This window comes from Agrilactobacillus composti DSM 18527 = JCM 14202 (assembly GCF_001436375.1).
GTDB lineage: Bacteria > Bacillota > Bacilli > Lactobacillales > Lactobacillaceae > Agrilactobacillus > Agrilactobacillus composti.
The window spans coordinates 129,522-147,739 of the sequence record NZ_AZGA01000002.1 but is presented as its reverse complement, the minus strand read 5'-3'; the positions used below and the strand labels follow the sequence as shown (position 1 = coordinate 147,739).

Genomic DNA, 18,218 nt, shown 5'->3' with positions numbered 1-18,218 from the left:
AATGTCTGAATTAAAACCACGCGTTGGCATTGTTGTTTGGGTCTATAATTTACACCAAGTTCGACAATTACGACGCTTTGGATTAATCTATTATACTTCTCGAAAAATGAAGTATGTCTATTTATATGTGGACCAAGAAGCCGCGGCTGCGACTCAAAAAGCCATTGCTAAATTACGTTTTGTCCGCAAGGTCGAGTTATCCCACCGACCTGAATTAGCAACTGAGTTCGGTGAAAAACTGGCTGAAAAAGCGAAGGACGAAGAACAAGAACCTTTCTTTCATCCTGAAGTTGACTCAGACCAGGAATTGGAAAAGGAGCACAAGTTAGATGCGCATCATAGCCGGTGAGTTTAGTGGACGCCACTTAAAACCAGTCCCTGGTCGAAAAACACGGCCAACAACAGATAAAGTTAAAGAAGCGCTATTTAATATTATTGGGCCTTATTTTGATGGGGGACGTGCTTTGGATTTATATGCAGGGACGGGGGGCCTCGGCATCGAAGCCGTTTCTCGGGGCATGTCTGCTGCGTATTTGGTGGATCGCCAGTATGCGGCCATTAAAGTTATCGAAGAAAATGTCGCTGTCACCAAAGCTGAGGCTGCATTTCATATTATGAAAATGTCCGCTGCGCGGGCTTTGGTAGAATTGAAGGCTAAAGAGATTTTATTTGACTTAGTGTTGCTGGATCCACCCTATCAAGAACAGCAGATTGTGAAGCTGCTCAACAAGCTTCGGGATATGGCCTTATTACAGCCAGAAGCCTTAGTTGTGGCAGAAACTGATGTGACCGTTTTGTATCCAGAAATCACGGGCTTTACACTATTGGGACAGCATCAATATGGTATCACTGAGGTCAGTGTTTTTAAATATATCAAGTAAGTTGAGGTTTTGTTAAGATGACGCTTAATATCGGGCTATTCCCAGGTAGTTTTGACCCTTTTACCAATGGCCATTTGGCAACAGTGAAAAAGGCCTTGAAAATTTTTGACAAGCTTTATATTGCCGTTTCAACGAATACGGGTAAAACAGCTCTATTTACCACCCCAGAGAAAGTGGCGCTGATAAAGGGTGCTACTGAGGGCCTAGACCGGGTTGAAGTTATTGCTGCACCTAGAAAATTAACGGTTGATTTGGCCGTTGAATTAAAAGCGCAGGCATTGATTCGAGGGTTGCGCAATACGGCTGATTTTGAATATGAAGCTGGGGTCGCGCAAATGAATAAGGCTCAAAATGCGGATATTGAGACCGTATTTTTCATGGCTGATCAAAAGTACACGTTTATTTCTTCTAGTATGATCAAAGAAGTAGCGGCTTTTGGTGGAGATGTTAGTGCACTGGTGCCGGCTTGTGTGGAAGCGGCTTTAAAAACTAAATATTCAGAAAAACGGTAACGCGAATGAAATCAAAACAGCAGCCTTTTTACAAAAAAAATTGGTTTAAAAGCAGTGCGTTGGTCGTGGGTATTTTATTTGTGCTGGCATTTTGCTTTTTACCCATCAACTATTTTCTAGAATCGCCGGGGACGGCTGAACAAGTGGCGCAATTTGTGAAAGTCGATCAAAAAAAAGATCAGACTAAAGGCAAGTATCTTTTAACCACTGTTCGCTTACAACAAGCTACACCTTTACAATTAATTGTTGGCCATTTTCAGCCGTATACGGATATCATGTCAAAGTCTGAGGTGATGGGGAATGCCAGCAGTGCCGCTTATGATACCTTACAGAATTACTACATTGAAAATTCTGAAAATACCGCCATTGCCCAAGCCTTTAAAAAGGCGGGCAAACCTTATACGTTGAAATTTATTGGGGTATATGTTTTAGACATCATCGAACAGTCTAATTTCAAAAATACGTTGAAGTTAGGCGATACGGTGTCAGCTGTCAACCAGCAGCATTTTAAAAGTGCAACTGATTTTCAAAAATACGTTCGTAAACAAAAAGTGGGCCAAAAAGTCACGGTTTCATATTTGCGCCAAGGAAAGACCAAAACAACAACTGGTAAGTTAATTCAACTACCTAATAGCCAGCAAGCCGGGTTAGGCATTACGTTGACGGATCACACCAAGGTAAGTACCAAGGAACCTGTGAAGATTGATGCCGGGGCTATTGGTGGCCCCTCGGCTGGTTTAATGTTTACTTTACAAGTTTATGACCAAATCAGTGGCCATCATCTTCGTAAGGGCCGCATTGTTGCAGGTACTGGGACAATTGCCAGTGATGGGACAGTGGGGCCGATTGGTGGGATTGATAAAAAAGTAGTCGCTGCTGCTAAAGCCGGTGCCACTATCTTTTTTGCGCCGAATGACCAGCTGACAAAAGCGGAACGGCAAAAAACACCAAATTATCAAAATAATTACCAAATTGCCAAAAGTGCTGCTAAAAGGCTTGGCACAAAGATGAAAATTGTCCCAGTACAAACACTGGATGATGCGATTCAGTATTTACAAACAACGCCATAAAAATTTGCCTCCTTTAATTGCGTAATATGAATTATGCCAATTAAAGGAGGTATTTTTATGGCGGTTATAGAAATGGTCAAGCGCTACTACTGGATTGGATTAGTGTTGGTATTACTGATAGGTGGTTTTATTTGGCAACGAAGTCGTCAAACTGCTGTTGCAGTCAATAATGAGCCAATTCCAATCAATCATCAAAGCACGTCCACTGACTCGGTGGCGCGTTCACCCACTGTACAAGCTAACTCTGCACCAAAAACCAGTGCCCAGACAACGGCACCAGCTGGGCAACAGCAAATCATGGTGGATGTGAAAGGGGCCGTGAAACAACCGGGTGTCTATACACTTAAAGCTGAGGACCGGGTGTTAGATGTTTTAAAAAGGGCTGGGGGTTTTACACCAGAAGCGGACCAGCGTCAGGTCAATTTAGCGCAAAAGGTTCAAGATCAAGCCATGCTTTATATCCCCACGAAAGGTGAAGCCCAACCCACTGCAAGTATGGGCCTGCAAGCTAGCAGTGGGACCAGTGCAGTACCAGGTGATCCCCAAGAAAAAATCAATTTGAATACAGCAACGGCTGAGCAACTTCAAGAAATTGACGGTGTAGGTGAAAAGAAGGCCCAAAAAATTATTGATTTTCGAACCAATCAAGGGCCCTTTAAGGCCGTTGCTGATCTGGGTGAGATCGATGGTTTCGGTGACAAAACCGTTGCCAATTTAGAAGATAAAGTTACGATTTAAATGGTAACCCGTGTTTGGCGCGACTTACAGGGTAATTGGATCTTTTTAGCCATCAGTTTATCACTAACGGCCTGGTTATGTTTGGGCACACACCGACTACTGGCTGGCTGTGTTTTATTATTAGCCATTGGGCGCTTGATTTGGACGCGCTGCTGGGTTTTGATTGGCCTTTGTGGCAGCCTTTGTCTTGTTTTGACGTTAGTCTGTCAAGGCCAGCAGTATCCAAAGCAAACTTCATTACCAGCAGCGCCCACATCAATTGAAATTTTAGCAGATAGTCTTAAAGTTAACGGTGATTTTTTAACCTTTACGGCCCGGGGGCAAGTAAATGGTCGACAGGTGCATCTGGCCGGGAGCTATACTTTAAAAAGCCAGGCAGAACAACAGTTTTTTCAAGATAATACCCAAAATCTAACGGCGACGATTGTGGGGACTTTAACGTATCCTAAAGCCAGTACCAATATGGGCGAATTTGATACCCAGCAATATTACTGGCAGCAACAGCGTATTAGCTATCAATTGAATGTGACACGCCTGTTGAAATTAAAGGCACTTAACAAGCCTAGTTTGTTTGACCGTATCCATGAATTACGACGGGTGGTTGAACAGCGCTTAGACGCTTTACCGACGCCTTTGGATGTGTATGCCAAAGGCTTGGTCATTGGCAAATTTACCGGCAGTACTGGCTTTAATGAGGATTTAAGTACCTTGGGGATTATTCATTTGTTTAGTTTGTCAGGGTTACATGTTTATGTCTTGCTGGGCGCCATATTTTATGTTGGTGCCAAATTGTTTATTCCTAAGACCTATTTGGAATGGTTCTTGTTAGCGGTGTTACCATTTTATGCCTTGTTAGCGGGCTCAGGGACCGGGATCAAACGGGCAGTGGGTGTCGCCATATTGGCCATTGTGATCGCTAAAAGTGGGTTAACTTTGTCGCGGCTTGATAAATTAAGCCTTATTTTTATCATTCAGTTATGGGGCAATCCTTATTTAATGTTTAGCCTAGGTGGCATTTTATGTTATTTATTGGCTTTTGCGTTAATTTTCAATCGTCAAGTAACGGTCGTGAGACAGCAAGTGATGTTAACATTGGCCAGTTTGCCCTGTGTGTTATATTTTCAATTTGAATGGCATCTTTTAAGTTTAATCTTGAATCTGATTATGATCCCATTTTTTGAAGTCATTATTATGCCCTTGGTGTTCTTCAACGTCTTATTGGGGTTTTTAGTACCGCCAGTCGTTGACTTGAGCAATCAATTATTGCTGTTAGTGGACCAAGGGCTACATGGGGTGGCTAGTATTTCAGTATTTAACGTTACCTTTGGCAAACCACCGTTAATAGTCGTTGTGATTTTGTCGGTTTTAAGTTTAGCGTTGATGAATCAGCTGCAAAAAAGATGTCGTCAAAAAATATTAGGGGTATATTTAGGGCTATTAGGACTCACTTTTTTGAGCATTCACATCCCCTTAACAGGACAAGTTACGTTAATAGATGTGGGTCAAGGTGATAGTATTTTGATCACCACGCCATTTTTACGCCGAGTTTATCTCATTGATACTGGCGGGCGTATTACGATTCCCAAACAGCCCTGGCAACAAGGTACAACACGCACCACCGTGGCCAAAGTAACGCTGCCCTTTTTAAAACAACAGGGTATTGCCCATATCGACGGTGTGTTTATCAGTCATCAAGATGCCGATCATCTAGGAGACTTAGCCGTGCTGTTAAAAGGGATCCCAGTGAAACGGATTTTTTATGGGGCAGGATTACGACAGAATCCACAATTTGCTAAGAAGGTGCAACCGTTTAGAAAACAACTTCAATTACAACCAGTGCTGGCTGGACAGACAATTGTGAGCCCGGATTTGCGGTTTAAAGTAGTTCATCCCTTTAAAGCGGGCATGGGCAGTAATGAGGATTCAATGGCCCTACATGGCAAGATTGGGGGACATAATTGGCTATTTACGGGCGATTTAGGTAAGGCGGAGGAATTGAAAATCAGCCGCCGGTTTCAGCTGCAGGCTGACTTTGTCAAACTGGGTCATCATGGTTCAAAGACGTCATCAGACCCCACATTTTTAAAAAGACTGCAACCTAAACTGGCGTTGATTTCGTCAGGGCGCAATAATCGCTATGGCCATCCCAGCCCGGAAACGCTACAGACGCTGCAAGCTTTAAAACTACCTTACTTGAATACCCAAACCAGTGGCATGATAACGTGGACGTATGGTTTATTCGGCTATAGTCGTTGGCGGGTATTTGGCCTATAATAAATGAGACACTGAAATTAGTTTTTAAAGAAAGAGGTGCCTGATTTGGTTTGAAATCGACAACGATTAAAACCGGTCGTGAAATTATGAAAATTAACGAATTAAAAAAACAACTTGGGCAACAGAAAATAGCGCCCATTTATTTAGTGTTGGGTGAAGAAGATTATTTGATTCAACAGGCTCAGGCTTTATTCTTAACTTTACTGGCACCCGAAGAGCGGGACATGAATTTTGCCAGCTATGATTTGAGTTCAGATTCTTTAGGCGCGGCGATGGACGATGCCACGTCAGTGCCCTTTTTTGGGGAACGGCGGCTAGTTTGGCTCAAGGACCCAGTGTTTTTAACGGCCCAAGAAGCTAAGGGCAGCCCCAATCAAGATGTGGCAAGCTTGACGGCTTATTTAAACCATCCCTTGGATTCTACGGTGCTGGTTATTTTTGCCAAGGTTCCTAAGTTAGACGGGCGTAAGAAAATCAGTAAACTTGTCCAAAAGCAGGCCACAGTAGTAGACGTACAAAAACTACCACCGGCAGCGATAGAATCAGCTTTAACGCAGTTGCTGCAGACCAAAGACTATCAACTGGCACCGGACTCAAAAGAACTGTTGATTCAACGCTCAGATGCTGACTTTTCGGCTATTGTGGCCAACTTGGAAAAGTTATTCATCGCAGCCGACGATAAAGTTATCACCCGGCAAATGGTGGCCGAATTGGTGTCGCCAACGTTAGAAGACAATGTTTTTGATTTGGTGGATCGGGTCTTACATCGAGATGTAAAAAGTGCGCTGGCACTGTATCAAGATCTACTATTGAATAAAGAAGAGCCAATTCGTATCAATAGTATTCTCATATCGCAGTTTCGCTTGTTGCTTCAAGTTAAAATCTTGGCTAAAAAGGGGATGACGCAAGGTAATCTAACGCAAATTCTAAAGGTTCATCCCTACCGGATCAAACTAGCTTTGAAGACTGTCAAACAATTTAGCCAGGTTGATTTAAGACAAGCCTATCTTGGCTTGCAGGATAACGACTATCAAATGAAGTCTGGACAGCAAGATAAGATGTTGTTGTTTGAGTTATTCATGTTAAAATTCGCCAGTTAAGATATAAAAAAAAGCCACGTCAAACACCGATTTGACGTGGCTTTTCATATAGACAAAAAAAGAGACCTCAGACACAAAGTCCCAGTCTCAAAAAATATCTGTCTAGATTAAATTATTTGTTTAATTTAGTCAGTCTTGATTTTGCATTCGCAGCTTTGTTAGCTTTGATCAAGCCTTTTGATTTTGCACGGTCAACAGCACTGATTGCTTGTGTATATAATGCAGTACGATCATCACTGTTTGCGGCAACAGCTGTTTCAAATTTCTTGACAGCAGTACGCATAGCGCTCATTTGAGAAACGTTGCGTAAGTTAGCCTTACGGTTTGTTTCCACACGTTTGATAGCTGATTTGATTTGTGGCAAAGAGAACACCTCCAACGGATATATTTACTAACCATCTTAATTAGTATACAACGAAGTTATTATACAGAATTGTCCTTGTTATTGCAATAAAAACTTGTAAAGGAATTTTACTTGATACGAGTAACTGTAAAAAAAACTTGAAATTGCTTCAAATTTTTATTATAGTATGGATTGTGTTCTTTGCTACGGTATCTTAGTTTGGCGCGCACCCAACGTTTTACCAAGATAGCCGCGAATAACGTTTGAAAGGGTGATTAAATTGGCAATTACACAAGAAGAAAAAAATGATATTATCAAAAAATATGCACGTCACGAAGGAGATACTGGTTCTGCCGAAGTCCAAATTGCAGTTTTAACAGCTGAAATCAATGCTTTGACACAACATATGCGTCTTCATAAAAAAGACCACCATTCATATGTTGGTTTGACTAAGAAAATTGGTCATCGTCGTAACTTACAAGCATATTTGCGTAATAAAGATATCGTTCGCTACCGTGAACTTATCAAGAACTTAGGCTTACGTCGTTAAGCAAAACTACGAGATCATTTTTTGATCTCGTTTTTTTGTCGATTTTTGGAGAAATTTATGATGGGACAAGGACAACAGACATTTAAGACCCTATTTGGCAGTCAACTCATGACGATTGAGACAAATAAATTGGCTTTGAATGCCGATACAAGTGTCTTGATACGTTATGGTGCCACCACATTACTGAGTACCTTTGTCAAAAAAAAGCAGCAAGCTCAGACACCACTTTTTGCCATTCAACTACAAGCCAGTACGACTGCATTCGACTGGGCTTTAGAAAACGCTAAATTACAGCAATTACCTTGGACACACCAATTAAATCAAGTTGCTGGGCAAGCAATGGCAATAAATAATTTGGTTTTAACAACTGCACAACCGACAGCTGCTGGCTTAGCTGCTGTTTTTGGCAGCTCGTTAGCAGCTTATCTGGCGGATGCTTTAGATACACCCCTAGTTGCCGTTCATGTGGCGCGAGTCGGCGATAAATTCATCTTGAATCCAACCTCTGCGCAAACCCAACAGGCCACCTTAGAATTGACTTTAGTGGGGCAGCAAACTGGCTTACTGTTACTCAATGGTTGGGCTGATAATTTAACGACAGCAACAATTTTAGCTGCCGTGGCATTTGGGCAACAGGCCATTGCCCGGTTTTGTGGGGACCAAATAACCATTAAATCGGCACTTAAGGGACAAGGTGTCAAAACTAACAGAGCGAATATGCCAACCATCGTTCCACAAGCGCTGCAACAGCCTTTGTCCATGACAACGGAATTTGGCCCAGGTTTTGCTGGGACTGGGTTATTGCAACAAGGCCGAGATCAAGTTTTAAGTCGTATCCGACCGGAGAAATCTACAAAAACAGCTCAGCTGCAAATGACTTATCGTTTGCCGGATTTTGCTTTTGATAAGCGGACGCTAAGGACGCCAAGGGCCGTTCAAGCACAATTAGATCAGCATTTTTTAACCCAGATATTACAATCGGTATTGCCAAAGGCGAGTGTTGAAACGTTGCAATTAGATACCCAAGTACTAACGGCTAGCGGTGGCCACTTGGCTGCTGCAGTGACGGCCAATACCTTGGCTTTATTGGCGGCTGCTGTGCCGCTCAAACGATCGGTTGTTGCTGTCGCTTTAAATATCTTTCAACAGCAATCAACTTTGAAACTGGGAGTGCTCCCCCAAAATGCTAAGAGTTTGGGACAATTGACGGTCGCTGGCACGTACCGAGGGGTTACCGCTATCACTGGGGCAAGTCCTGCCGGTTTGTTTTCCCAAGAACTGCTGCAGAACGCTTTAGCTGAGGCTCAATCAGCACGACAACAACTATTAGCGACGTTGGCCCAAACCCTAGGGCAAGTTTTACCCATTGAAGACGATTCCAGATAACCGCAACGGCAAGCTTTTAGCTTAAATGAAAATTTGATTAGTAGCTTTAATGGTCGATCTAAATGATGTTTTTTAATCGCGGCTAGTATTCAGCGGTGGTATATTTTTATTGGAATTAGTGGTAGACTAAAAAACATTAAAAGTATCTAATTTTATTTTTTAAGTGAGGTTATTATATGTCTGGTTACAAAATAGCAGTCGTAGGCACTACCAGTATAGTTGGAACTCGTTTTATTGAACTTTTGGAAAAAGAATTTGTTTTGCCAATAAATTCCGTTAAACTTCTTGCTTCTAAACGTTCTGCAGGTAAATAATTTTAATTCAATGACCAGATGCACCTTGCTGCACATAACGCCAGCTTTGACAGGGGTTTTTTGCATGCTTAAATAAGGGTGCAATGTATCGATGACTCAAGGATCGCCTGTTGGATGTGACAGGCATAAAGTATGGAGGAATTACATTTGCTTTTAGATGATGTGTCAATTATTACCGCGATGGTGACACCCTTTAATGATGACAATACACAAGTTGATCATGAACGTTTAGCCTTATTGATTGAACACTTGTTGGCAACCGGTACAGAAGCGTTACTGGTAGGGGCAACGACTGGGGAAGGTCCCACGTTATCCAAGTCTGAAAAACTGGACTTATTCAAAACTACCGTCGCTATTACGCATCAAAGAGTGCCGATTATCGCCAATGTTGGTAGTAATAATACCCAAGAAACAATTGATTTTATGAATGAAGTTGCCGAAATTTCCGGTATTGATGCGGCACTGGTAGTGGTCCCTTATTACAATAAACCGAATCAAGCCGGCTTATATGCCCATTTCAGTACAATTGCCAAGTTAGGAAAATTGCCTTTTTTGATGTACAATATTCCTAGTAGAACTGGTGTCACGATGGATGTGGCCACGACTTTGCGGTTAGCTTTGTTGCCAAACGTAATTGGCATTAAAGACTGTACTGGCGTAACGAATCTTTTAGCGTTAGTCCATGGGACGGAAGGCGAAGACTTTGCCGTTTATTCTGGCGAGGATAACTATGCCTTTGCGGCTAAGGCAGTCGGCGGTAACGGGGTCGTTTCGGTGGCAAGTCATATTTATGGTCAAGAAATTGCTCAAATGTATCATTTGATCGAATTGGGTAAGGTGAAAGATGCGGCTCAAATTCAGATGGTTTTAGACCCTAAGATCGGGGCATTATTTGCGACACCTTCACCGAGTGCCACGAAGGCCGTCTTGGCAGACAAAGGGATGCCTGTTGGCGGTGTGCGCCTACCCCTGGTGATGCCTAGCGCACTTGAGTTCGAAACAATTAAAAACACGATAGATAATTAATAAAGAGGTGAAGAAATGAGTCAAAATATAAAAGTTATCCCTTTAGGTGGCTTGCGTGAGAATGGTAAGAATATGTATGCCGTTGAAGTGGATGATGAGATTTTTATTTTGGACTGTGGTTTAAAGTATCCAGAAAATGAACTGTTAGGCATTGATGTTGTGATCCCTGACTTTTCATATTTAGAAGAGAATATCGATAAAATCGTGGGGGTTTTCCTGACCCACGGACATGCAGATGCCATTGGGGCACTGCCTTATTTCTTAAAGAGTCGCGATATTCCAGTGTTTGGTTCTAAGCTCACAATTGAGTTGGCCAAAATTAATACAGAACGAGATCCTTTATCTAAGAAGTTCAACGATTTTCACGTGGTTGATGAAAAAACGGCCATTGATTTTGAAAATGCGACAGTCTCTTTCTTTAAAACAACTCATTCTATTCCGGGTTCCTTTGGGATCAGCATTAAAACGGAATTAGGCAATATTGTTTATACGGGTGACTTCAAGTTTGATCAGTCGGCAACGCCGATGTACCAGACCGATTTTGCCCGGTTAACACAAATTGGTGCCCAAGGGGTTATTTTATTGCTCAGTGATTCAGCTAATGCTGAATCGGCACGGCCTAGTGTGAATGAATTAGAAATCGGCCGTTATGTCGAGGAAACTTTTAAATATCATAATGGGCGGATCATTGTCGCTTCAGTGGCTTCAAATATTGCCCGGATTCAACAAGTTTTTGATGCGGCTTACCGGACTGGGCGCAAAGTAGTTTTGACTGGTCGAGATTTGGAACGAATTATTCGCACCGCCATGCGCTTGGATTATTTGAAAATCGAAAGCGATGACATTTTAGTGCCCATCAAAGATATGGCCAAGTATGATGATGATCAGTTGGTCATCTTAGAAACTGGTCGCATGGGTGAGCCTTTAAAGGCGTTGCAAAAAATGGCCCAAAAGCGCAACCGCAGCATTCATATTCATGAAAACGACTTAGTATTTATCACAACAACACCGTCTTATGCCATGGAAACGAATGTGGCCCGGACCAAGGACATGATTTACCGGGCGGGTGGCGAAGTGAAGTCAATTTCTGATGATCTTCATGCTTCAGGACATGCTAATAAAAATGAATTGCAATTGATGATCAATTTGTTGAATCCTAAGTACTTGATGCCCATTCAAGGTGAATATCGCCTGATGGATGCCCATGCCGAAATTGCCCATGAAACCGGGTTACCTTTTAAGAACATCTTTTTAGCCCAAAACGGGGATGTATTATCCGTGGAAGCTGAAGGCGTTCATTTAGGCACGGCTGTGGATTCCGGCAATGTCATGATTGACGGTAGTGGTGTTGGGGATATTGGGAACATTGTCTTGCGAGATCGCAAGGTTTTATCTGAAGACGGTATTTTTGTGGCAGTGGTAACCATTGATCGCAAGAATAAGAAAATCGTCGCCAAGCCTAAAGTCATTACAAGAGGCTTTGTTTATATCAAGGCTAATCGTGATTTGATGGCTGAAAGTATTGATATTGTGGCAAATACGATTCAAAATAATTTGGATCATAAAGAATTTGATTGGAGTACCTTAAAGCAAGATCTGCGTGAGGACTTAGGCCATTTTCTTTATGAGCAGACCCATCGTCATCCCGTTATTTTACCCGTTATCATGGAGATCAACCAAAACAAACTGCGGTCTCAAAGTCGTAAACACCCAACCAATACGTCTAATTAGGCTTGAATCGGCCGGATGTGGCAATAATCAATGACAGAGAGGGTGATTTATTGGCCCAAGCAGATATTATAAATTTTCCCAAAAACTATCGTACATTGATTGCCAAGGGAAATGACTACTTTGACGCCAAAGCATGGACAAATGCCTTGGATTGTTACCAACAAGCTTACGACTTGAAGGTGACTTTGAGTCTGAATATTTTAATGGTGACGACACTCAAACGACTGGCTAAGTACTCCGAGGCCGTTGCGTTGGCAGAAGAATATCTCGATCAATATTTAAACGAAGGGCATTTAAGAACGTATTTTTACTTAGTGCTGCTCGTTGATAACCATGAATTTATTCAGGCTCAGCGTTTTGTCAGTTATTTGGTTGAAACAAAGCATCAGGAAGATATTTCAAAGTTGATCCAATTACGCAGCCGGCGGTATACGCAACACAAGCACGAATTTATTCAAGCTCAAATCAAGCAAAGCTTTGCCCTGGTCAATGACACCGCAGCCCAGGCGATGGCCCAAATCCAAACCTTGAAGCAATTACCGTTGGCAGCTTATTTAAAAGCCCTGGCGATCATTTTGGACAATGAATTCATACATCCGTTATATAAGACGGAATTATTGAGCTTCATTGCACCACTGAAAATTGACCAGGTCCTGACCATGACTTGGTTTGGTTCAAAGCGGCAAGTGGCCTTAAGCACACTGCCTGAAACTTATCAGACTGCCACGTTTTTACAGGCACAGACTGCATTAGCAACGGCATTCGATCAAGATCCAGTCATTGGCGAAAAAGCCATAGAAGAATTAAATTTACAATTCCTATTGCTTTATCCCTTCGCAGATGATATTGTGTCTAAGTCTACTAATTGGGCTCAAGTTTTGCATGAAAGTGTGTTAGGATTGCCAATGACGGATAGCCAGCAAAAAGATATTTGGGATTGGCAAAACCGATTGCGTAAATTGATGGATATGCTAATTAATTGAAGTTTTTTTCGTTTTCATTGTTTACAAATCTTTTAGAACCACGTATAATGCAAAGAGGATATTTTTAAGAGGGAAATCTTTAGTTTCCGTCCTAAAAGTAGTACAATTAAAAATAGAGAATTCTCAGCATAAGCTTATGCTTTGCTGTTATTTTCTTGTCAAAAATACAGGAGGTTTCTTTTAATGGCTGAAAAAGAACATTATGAAAGAACAAAACCCCATGTTAACATTGGTACTATTGGCCACGTTGACCATGGGAAAACTACATTAACTGCTGCAATCACTAAGGTATTGGCTTCTAAGGGCTTAGCTAAAGCTGAAGACTATGCTGATATCGATGCAGCACCAGAAGAAAAAGAACGTGGTATCACAATCAACACTGCCCACGTTGAATATGAAACTGAAAAACGTCACTATGCGCATATCGATGCTCCAGGACATGCGGATTACGTTAAGAACATGATCACTGGTGCAGCCCAAATGGACGGTGCAATCTTAGTTGTTGCCGCTACTGATGGTCCTATGCCACAAACACGTGAACATATCCTCTTGGCTCGCCAGGTGGGTGTTGATTACATCGTTGTCTTCTTAAACAAGACAGACTTAGTTGATGATGAAGAATTGATCGACTTGGTTGAAATGGAAGTCCGTGAATTACTTTCTGAATACGATTATCCTGGTGATGATATTCCAGTTATTCGTGGTTCTGCCTTGAAAGCTCTTGAAGGCGATCCTGAACAAGAAAAAGTTATCTTACACTTAATGGATGTTATCGATGAATATATCCCAACACCAGAACGTGATAACGACAAACCATTCTTGATGCCTATTGAAGATGTCTTCACTATCACTGGTCGTGGGACAGTTGCTTCTGGTCGTATCGATCGTGGTGAAGTTAAAATTGGTGATGAAGTTGAAATCGTTGGCTTGAAGCCAGAAGTTTTGAAATCAACTGTTACTGGTTTGGAAATGTTCCGTAAGACCCTTGACTTTGGTGAAGCCGGCGATAACGTTGGTGTCTTGCTTCGTGGTGTGAACCGTGATCAAGTTGAACGTGGTCAAGTGTTAGCTAAACCAGGTTCTATTCAAACTCATAACAAGTTCAAAGGTGAAGTTTACATCTTAACTAAAGAAGAAGGTGGCCGTCATACACCATTCTTCTCTAACTATCGCCCACAATTCTATTTCCATACAACCGACGTTACTGGTGTTATCGAATTACCAGAAGGCGTTGAAATGGTAATGCCTGGCGATAACGTTACTTTTGAAGTAGACTTAATCGCACCAGTTGCTATTGAAAAGGGTACTAAGTTTACTGTCCGTGAAGGTGGCCGTACTGTCGGTGCCGGCATGGTTAACGAAATCTTAGACTAATTTAAATAGCTATGATTTTAAAATTTAATGGTGTTTTTGATGCCATTGAGTTTTAATAAAAAATCCGGAATGTGTATTCATTCTGGATTTTTTTGTGTCAAAATACATTTACTTTTGACCCTAGATACGTTAATATGGTTGAGTATGCTAAAACGTAATACTAGGAATACTATGAATTTAGATTTGAAATCCGGAGGGAATTATATGTCTGCAAAATGGGAAAAAAAGGGCACCAATGATGGTGAATTAACCTTTGAAATCGATGTTAATAAAATCAATGAAGGTTTAGATAAAGCATTTCAACGGGTACGTAAAACGTTAAATGTCCCTGGATTCCGTAAAGGTAAGGTGCCTCGTACTGTTTTCAATCGGATGTACGGTGAAGCTGCCTTATATGAAGATGCATTAAACATTGTCTTACCAGAAGCTTATGAAGCTGCGGTAGATGAAGCTAAGTTAGAACCCGTTGATCAACCTGAAATCAGTGTTGAAAAAATGGAACCAAAAGAAAACTGGGTTATCAAAGCTAAAGTTACAGTTAAACCTGAAGTAGAACTTGGTGAATATAAAGGCTTGACCGTACCTAAGCAAGATCGGGAAGTCAGCGATGCTGATGTTGACGCTGAATTAGAAAAGAAGCGTGAAGATCAAGCAGAACTAGTTTTAAAAGAAGACGGTAAAGCTGAAAAGGGCGACACAGTCGTTATTGATTACAAGGGTACTGTAGACGGAACACCATTTGAAGGCGGTTCTGCTGACAACTATTCCTTAGAATTAGGTTCTAACTCCTTCATCCCTGGTTTTGAAGATCAATTAATTGGTCATGCTGCCGGTGATGATGTCGAAGTTAAGGTAACTTTCCCCGAAGATTACCAAGCTAAAGATTTAGCTGGCAAAGAAGCTATCTTTGTCACTAAGATCCATGAAATCAAAACAAAAGAATTACCTGAATTAGATGACGACTTTGCCAAAGATGTAGATGAAGAAGTCGATTCATTAGACGAATTAAAGAAAAAAATCAAAGCTGATTTAGTTCAAAAGAAAAATGACGCGGCTGATCAAGCCATTCAAGATGCGGCTATTTCTGAAGCAACTAAAAATGCCACGATCAAAGATTTGCCAGCTGCCATGATTGATGCTGATGTGCATACACAAATGGATCAATATCTTGGCAACATGCAACGTCAAGGTATTAATCCGCAAATGTATTATCAATTAACTGGTACTAGCGAAGCGGATTTGCATAAGCAATTCGAAAAAGATGCTGATGATCGTGTGCGGACAAACTTAGTCTTAGAAGCCATCGTGCAAGCTGAAGACATCAAACCAACGCAAGAAGAGATTGATGAAGAAATCAAGAGCTTAGCTGCCGACTATAATATGGATGAAAAGACAGTACGTCAAACTTTAACTGATGACATGTTAGCACATGATATTTCAATTAAAAAAGCAATCGAACTTGTCACTGATTCTTCTAAAGAAGCCTAATTCGTTTGTAGTTTAAGGGGATAAACGGTAAATTTATTTTACCGTTGCCTCTTTTTTTAATCCAGTTACTTTACGCACTTGCTTTTCTATGCTATCGTTTCAGTAGCATGAGATATATTATTTGGTGCTTAAGTACTGGATAATGGAAGGGTTGATAAATATATGTTTGATAATATGGAAACGTCTGGACCTGTCAAGTGTTCCTTTTGTGGGAAGACTCAAGATCAGGTTAAGAAGATTGTTGCCGGACCCGGTGTTTATATTTGTAATGAATGTATTGACTTATGTAAGGAAATTATTGACGAAGAATTCAAGGAAGAAGCTTTCAGTGATTTAGTTGATGTGCCAAAACCACAACAGATTTTGGATGTTTTAAATCAATATGTAATCGGTCAAGATGACGCCAAGAAGGCCTTGTCAGTAGCCGTTTATAATCACTATAAGCGAGTCAATCAGATGCAAGTTGCCAAAGACGATGAGACGGAGTTACAAAAGAGTAATATCGCGTTGATCGGACCAACTGGTTCTGGGAAGACATTCTTAGCGCAAACCTTAGCTCGGATTTTAAATGTACCATTTGCCATTGCAGATGCGACCACTTTGACCGAAGCTGGTTACGTAGGTGAAGATGTCGAGAATATCCTTTTGAAATTATTGCAAAATGCCGATTACGATGTAGATCGTGCCCAACGGGGTATTATCTATATTGATGAAATTGATAAAATCGCCAAGAAGAGTGAAAATGTCTCTATTACCCGGGATGTATCCGGTGAAGGGGTCCAACAAGCACTCTTGAAGATTTTGGAAGGTACCATTGCTAATGTGCCACCTCAGGGCGGGCGTAAGCATCCCCAACAAGAATTTATTCAGATCGATACGACGAATATTTTGTTCATCGTGGGCGGCGCCTTTGATGGCATCGAACAAATCGTGAAGAACCGGATGGGTGAAAAGACGATTGGCTTTGGCACCAGCTCCACGAAGAAGTTGGATGAAAGTGTCAGTGTCATGCAACAAATCATTCCTGAAGATTTGATGAAATTTGGGATCATTCCTGAATTTATTGGGCGTATTCCAATTATTGCTGCACTTGAGAAATTAACTGAAAATGATTTGGTTCGAATTTTAACAGAACCTAAGAATGCTTTGGTTAAACAATATAAGAAACTATTGTCCTTAGATGATGTGCAGTTGGAATTCACCAGTGGGGCGTTACATGCCATTGCCCATGAAGCCATTGAACGGGATACGGGTGCCCGGGGATTGCGGTCAATCATTGAAGAAGTAATGATGGATACCATGTTTGACTTACCAAGTCGAGATGACGTCGAAAGAGCCATCGTGAACAAGGCTGCAGTCGTTGGCAATGCCAAACCTGAATTAGTCCTCGTGGATGGTAAAAAAGCGTCTTAACCTAATTTTTAATGGTTTAACGCAACAACAATATAAAGAGGTCGTGACAAGTGATTGCCAGACCTCTTTTTTTACATAGGTGAAAAGAAAAGATGAGGCAGAGATTATGCAATTTAGTGACATTAAACTGGTTATCAGTGCTGTAGACCCAAAACAATACCCAACCGATGGCTTGCCGGAAATTGCCCTTTCTGGCCGGTCTAATGTGGGTAAATCTTCTTTGATCAATACCCTTTTAAGCCGTAAGGGCTTGGCCCGGACGTCTAGTACCCCGGGTAAAACGCAAACGTTAAATTTTTATAATATCGCCAATCGCCTTTATTTTGTGGACGTACCCGGTTATGGTTATGCTAAGGTTTCCAAGAAACAGCGGGAACAATTTGGCCATATTATTGAAACCTATCTACAAACCAGAAAACAAATGAAGGGTGTGGTGTTACTAGTTGATGCCCGTCATGCGCCTACCAGCGATGATGTGAGTATGTATAATTATTTGAAGTACTACGAAGTGCCAACACTAGTTGTCGCCACCAAGGTGGATAAAATCAAGCGGGGCCAACGGGTGAAACAAACGAAGTTGATCATCAGTGCTTTGGATATGGATCCAAATGATGAGCTGATTTTCTTTAGTTCCGAAACTAAAGAAGGGCACGATGCGGTTTGGCGTTGGATCGAGCAGCGCAGCCAACTGACGATTCTTGATGAGACCAAATCTTAAAATGACAATAAAAAAATGCAGTTTTAAATTCAAATCACGAATTTAGAACTGCATTTCCTTTATTTATCGTCTTTTTTTTCAGCGGTAGTTTCAGTGTTCTTTTTATCTTTATCGTCTTTTTTTTCTTTTTTTGGATCGGGAATCGTGGCGAATTTATCAAATAAGCCGTTCACGTCAACTTCACGTTTTACAAATAAGCCCATAGTATCATTCCTTTCTATATCCCCTATCATAACAAAAATTTGATAAAACTCAACTTTTTTGAATATTTGGGATATATGCATAAATATTGGGCGTTTCGGCTGATTATTGCATAA

The 18,218-nt window shown here is 41.3% G+C and carries 18 protein-coding genes and 1 pseudogene; 17 read left to right on the top strand and 2 right to left on the bottom strand.

Annotation, left to right across the window (positions count from 1 at the left end; all coding sequences use genetic code 11):
* Position 1: 1 nt before the first annotated feature.
* From FC83_RS01015 to holA, 7 genes are read left to right on the top strand one after another with little or no spacing between them, the layout of a single operon-like run.
* On the top strand, positions 2-349 hold the full coding sequence (locus FC83_RS01015) for a YlbG family protein (protein WP_035451618.1): 348 nt from the start codon (positions 2-4) through the stop codon (positions 347-349).
* Positions 330-881, top strand: a complete 552-nt coding sequence (gene rsmD / locus FC83_RS01010) for a 16S rRNA (guanine(966)-N(2))-methyltransferase RsmD (RefSeq protein WP_035451620.1) — start codon at positions 330-332, stop codon at positions 879-881. Before FC83_RS01015 ends, rsmD begins: the two co-directional genes overlap by 20 nt.
* Positions 882-898: 17 nt before the next feature.
* Positions 899-1,393 carry a pantetheine-phosphate adenylyltransferase gene (gene coaD, locus FC83_RS01005; protein WP_035451621.1) on the top strand — a complete coding sequence of 165 codons (495 nt, stop codon included), beginning with the start codon at positions 899-901 and terminating at the stop codon, positions 1,391-1,393.
* Between the two features lie 5 nt (positions 1,394-1,398).
* Entirely contained in the window at positions 1,399-2,463 is a 1,065-nt protein-coding gene (locus FC83_RS01000) for a SepM family pheromone-processing serine protease (protein ID WP_035451623.1), read from the top strand.
* 57 nt (positions 2,464-2,520) lie between these two features.
* Positions 2,521-3,201, top strand: coding sequence for a ComEA family DNA-binding protein (locus FC83_RS00995; RefSeq protein WP_052004515.1), 681 nt, complete (start codon positions 2,521-2,523; stop codon positions 3,199-3,201).
* Entirely contained in the window at positions 3,202-5,475 is a 2,274-nt protein-coding gene (locus FC83_RS00990) for a DNA internalization-related competence protein ComEC/Rec2 (protein WP_057002272.1), read from the top strand. It abuts the gene before it with no gap.
* A 50-nt stretch (positions 5,476-5,525) separates the two neighbouring features.
* Positions 5,526-6,575 (top strand): DNA polymerase III subunit delta, encoded by a 1,050-nt coding sequence (holA, locus tag FC83_RS00985; RefSeq protein ID WP_236700798.1) that lies wholly within the window; start codon positions 5,526-5,528, stop codon positions 6,573-6,575.
* 112 nt (positions 6,576-6,687) lie between these two features.
* Here the strand turns inward: holA and rpsT are convergent, their stop codons facing one another.
* Positions 6,688-6,939 (bottom strand): 30S ribosomal protein S20, encoded by a 252-nt coding sequence (gene rpsT / locus FC83_RS00980; protein ID WP_035451631.1) that lies wholly within the window; start codon positions 6,937-6,939, stop codon positions 6,688-6,690.
* A 259-nt stretch (positions 6,940-7,198) separates the two neighbouring features.
* Here rpsT and rpsO point away from each other — a divergent pair, with 259 nt between their 5' ends.
* From rpsO to yihA, 10 genes and pseudogenes are all read left to right on the top strand, one after another.
* Positions 7,199-7,468, top strand: coding sequence for a 30S ribosomal protein S15 (rpsO, locus tag FC83_RS00975; protein ID WP_035451633.1), 270 nt, complete (start codon positions 7,199-7,201; stop codon positions 7,466-7,468).
* A gap of 57 nt (positions 7,469-7,525) precedes the next feature.
* On the top strand, positions 7,526-8,854 hold the full coding sequence (locus FC83_RS00970) for an exosome complex component (protein WP_081763012.1): 1,329 nt from the start codon (positions 7,526-7,528) through the stop codon (positions 8,852-8,854).
* Positions 8,855-9,030: 176 nt separating this feature from the next.
* Positions 9,031-9,165: pseudogene (locus tag FC83_RS16820) on the top strand (aspartate-semialdehyde dehydrogenase); the annotation flags it as partial.
* Between the two features lie 150 nt (positions 9,166-9,315).
* Positions 9,316-10,194 (top strand): 4-hydroxy-tetrahydrodipicolinate synthase, encoded by an 879-nt coding sequence (gene dapA, locus FC83_RS00965; RefSeq protein WP_235184226.1) that lies wholly within the window; start codon positions 9,316-9,318, stop codon positions 10,192-10,194.
* Between the two features lie 15 nt (positions 10,195-10,209).
* Positions 10,210-11,925 carry a ribonuclease J gene (locus tag FC83_RS00960; protein ID WP_035451640.1) on the top strand — a complete coding sequence of 572 codons (1,716 nt, stop codon included), beginning with the start codon at positions 10,210-10,212 and terminating at the stop codon, positions 11,923-11,925.
* Between the two features lie 50 nt (positions 11,926-11,975).
* Positions 11,976-12,908: a hypothetical protein gene (locus tag FC83_RS00955; protein WP_057002271.1), complete on the top strand. Its 933-nt coding sequence runs from the start codon at positions 11,976-11,978 to the stop codon at positions 12,906-12,908.
* 183 nt (positions 12,909-13,091) lie between these two features.
* Complete coding sequence (gene tuf, locus FC83_RS00950; RefSeq protein ID WP_057002270.1) at positions 13,092-14,282, top strand: elongation factor Tu; 1,191 nt, start codon at positions 13,092-13,094, stop codon at positions 14,280-14,282.
* 204 nt (positions 14,283-14,486) lie between these two features.
* Complete coding sequence (gene tig, locus FC83_RS00945) at positions 14,487-15,770, top strand: trigger factor (protein WP_035451644.1); 1,284 nt, start codon at positions 14,487-14,489, stop codon at positions 15,768-15,770.
* Between the two features lie 162 nt (positions 15,771-15,932).
* Positions 15,933-17,183: an ATP-dependent Clp protease ATP-binding subunit ClpX gene (clpX, locus tag FC83_RS00940; RefSeq protein WP_035451646.1), complete on the top strand. Its 1,251-nt coding sequence runs from the start codon at positions 15,933-15,935 to the stop codon at positions 17,181-17,183.
* Positions 17,184-17,289: 106 nt separating this feature from the next.
* Entirely contained in the window at positions 17,290-17,901 is a 612-nt protein-coding gene (gene yihA, locus FC83_RS00935; RefSeq protein ID WP_057002269.1) for a ribosome biogenesis GTP-binding protein YihA/YsxC, read from the top strand.
* A 59-nt stretch (positions 17,902-17,960) separates the two neighbouring features.
* Here the strand turns inward: yihA and FC83_RS17290 are convergent, their stop codons facing one another.
* Positions 17,961-18,104: a hypothetical protein gene (locus tag FC83_RS17290; RefSeq protein WP_169790834.1), complete on the bottom strand. Its 144-nt coding sequence runs from the start codon at positions 18,102-18,104 to the stop codon at positions 17,961-17,963.
* Positions 18,105-18,218 lie beyond the last annotated feature (114 nt).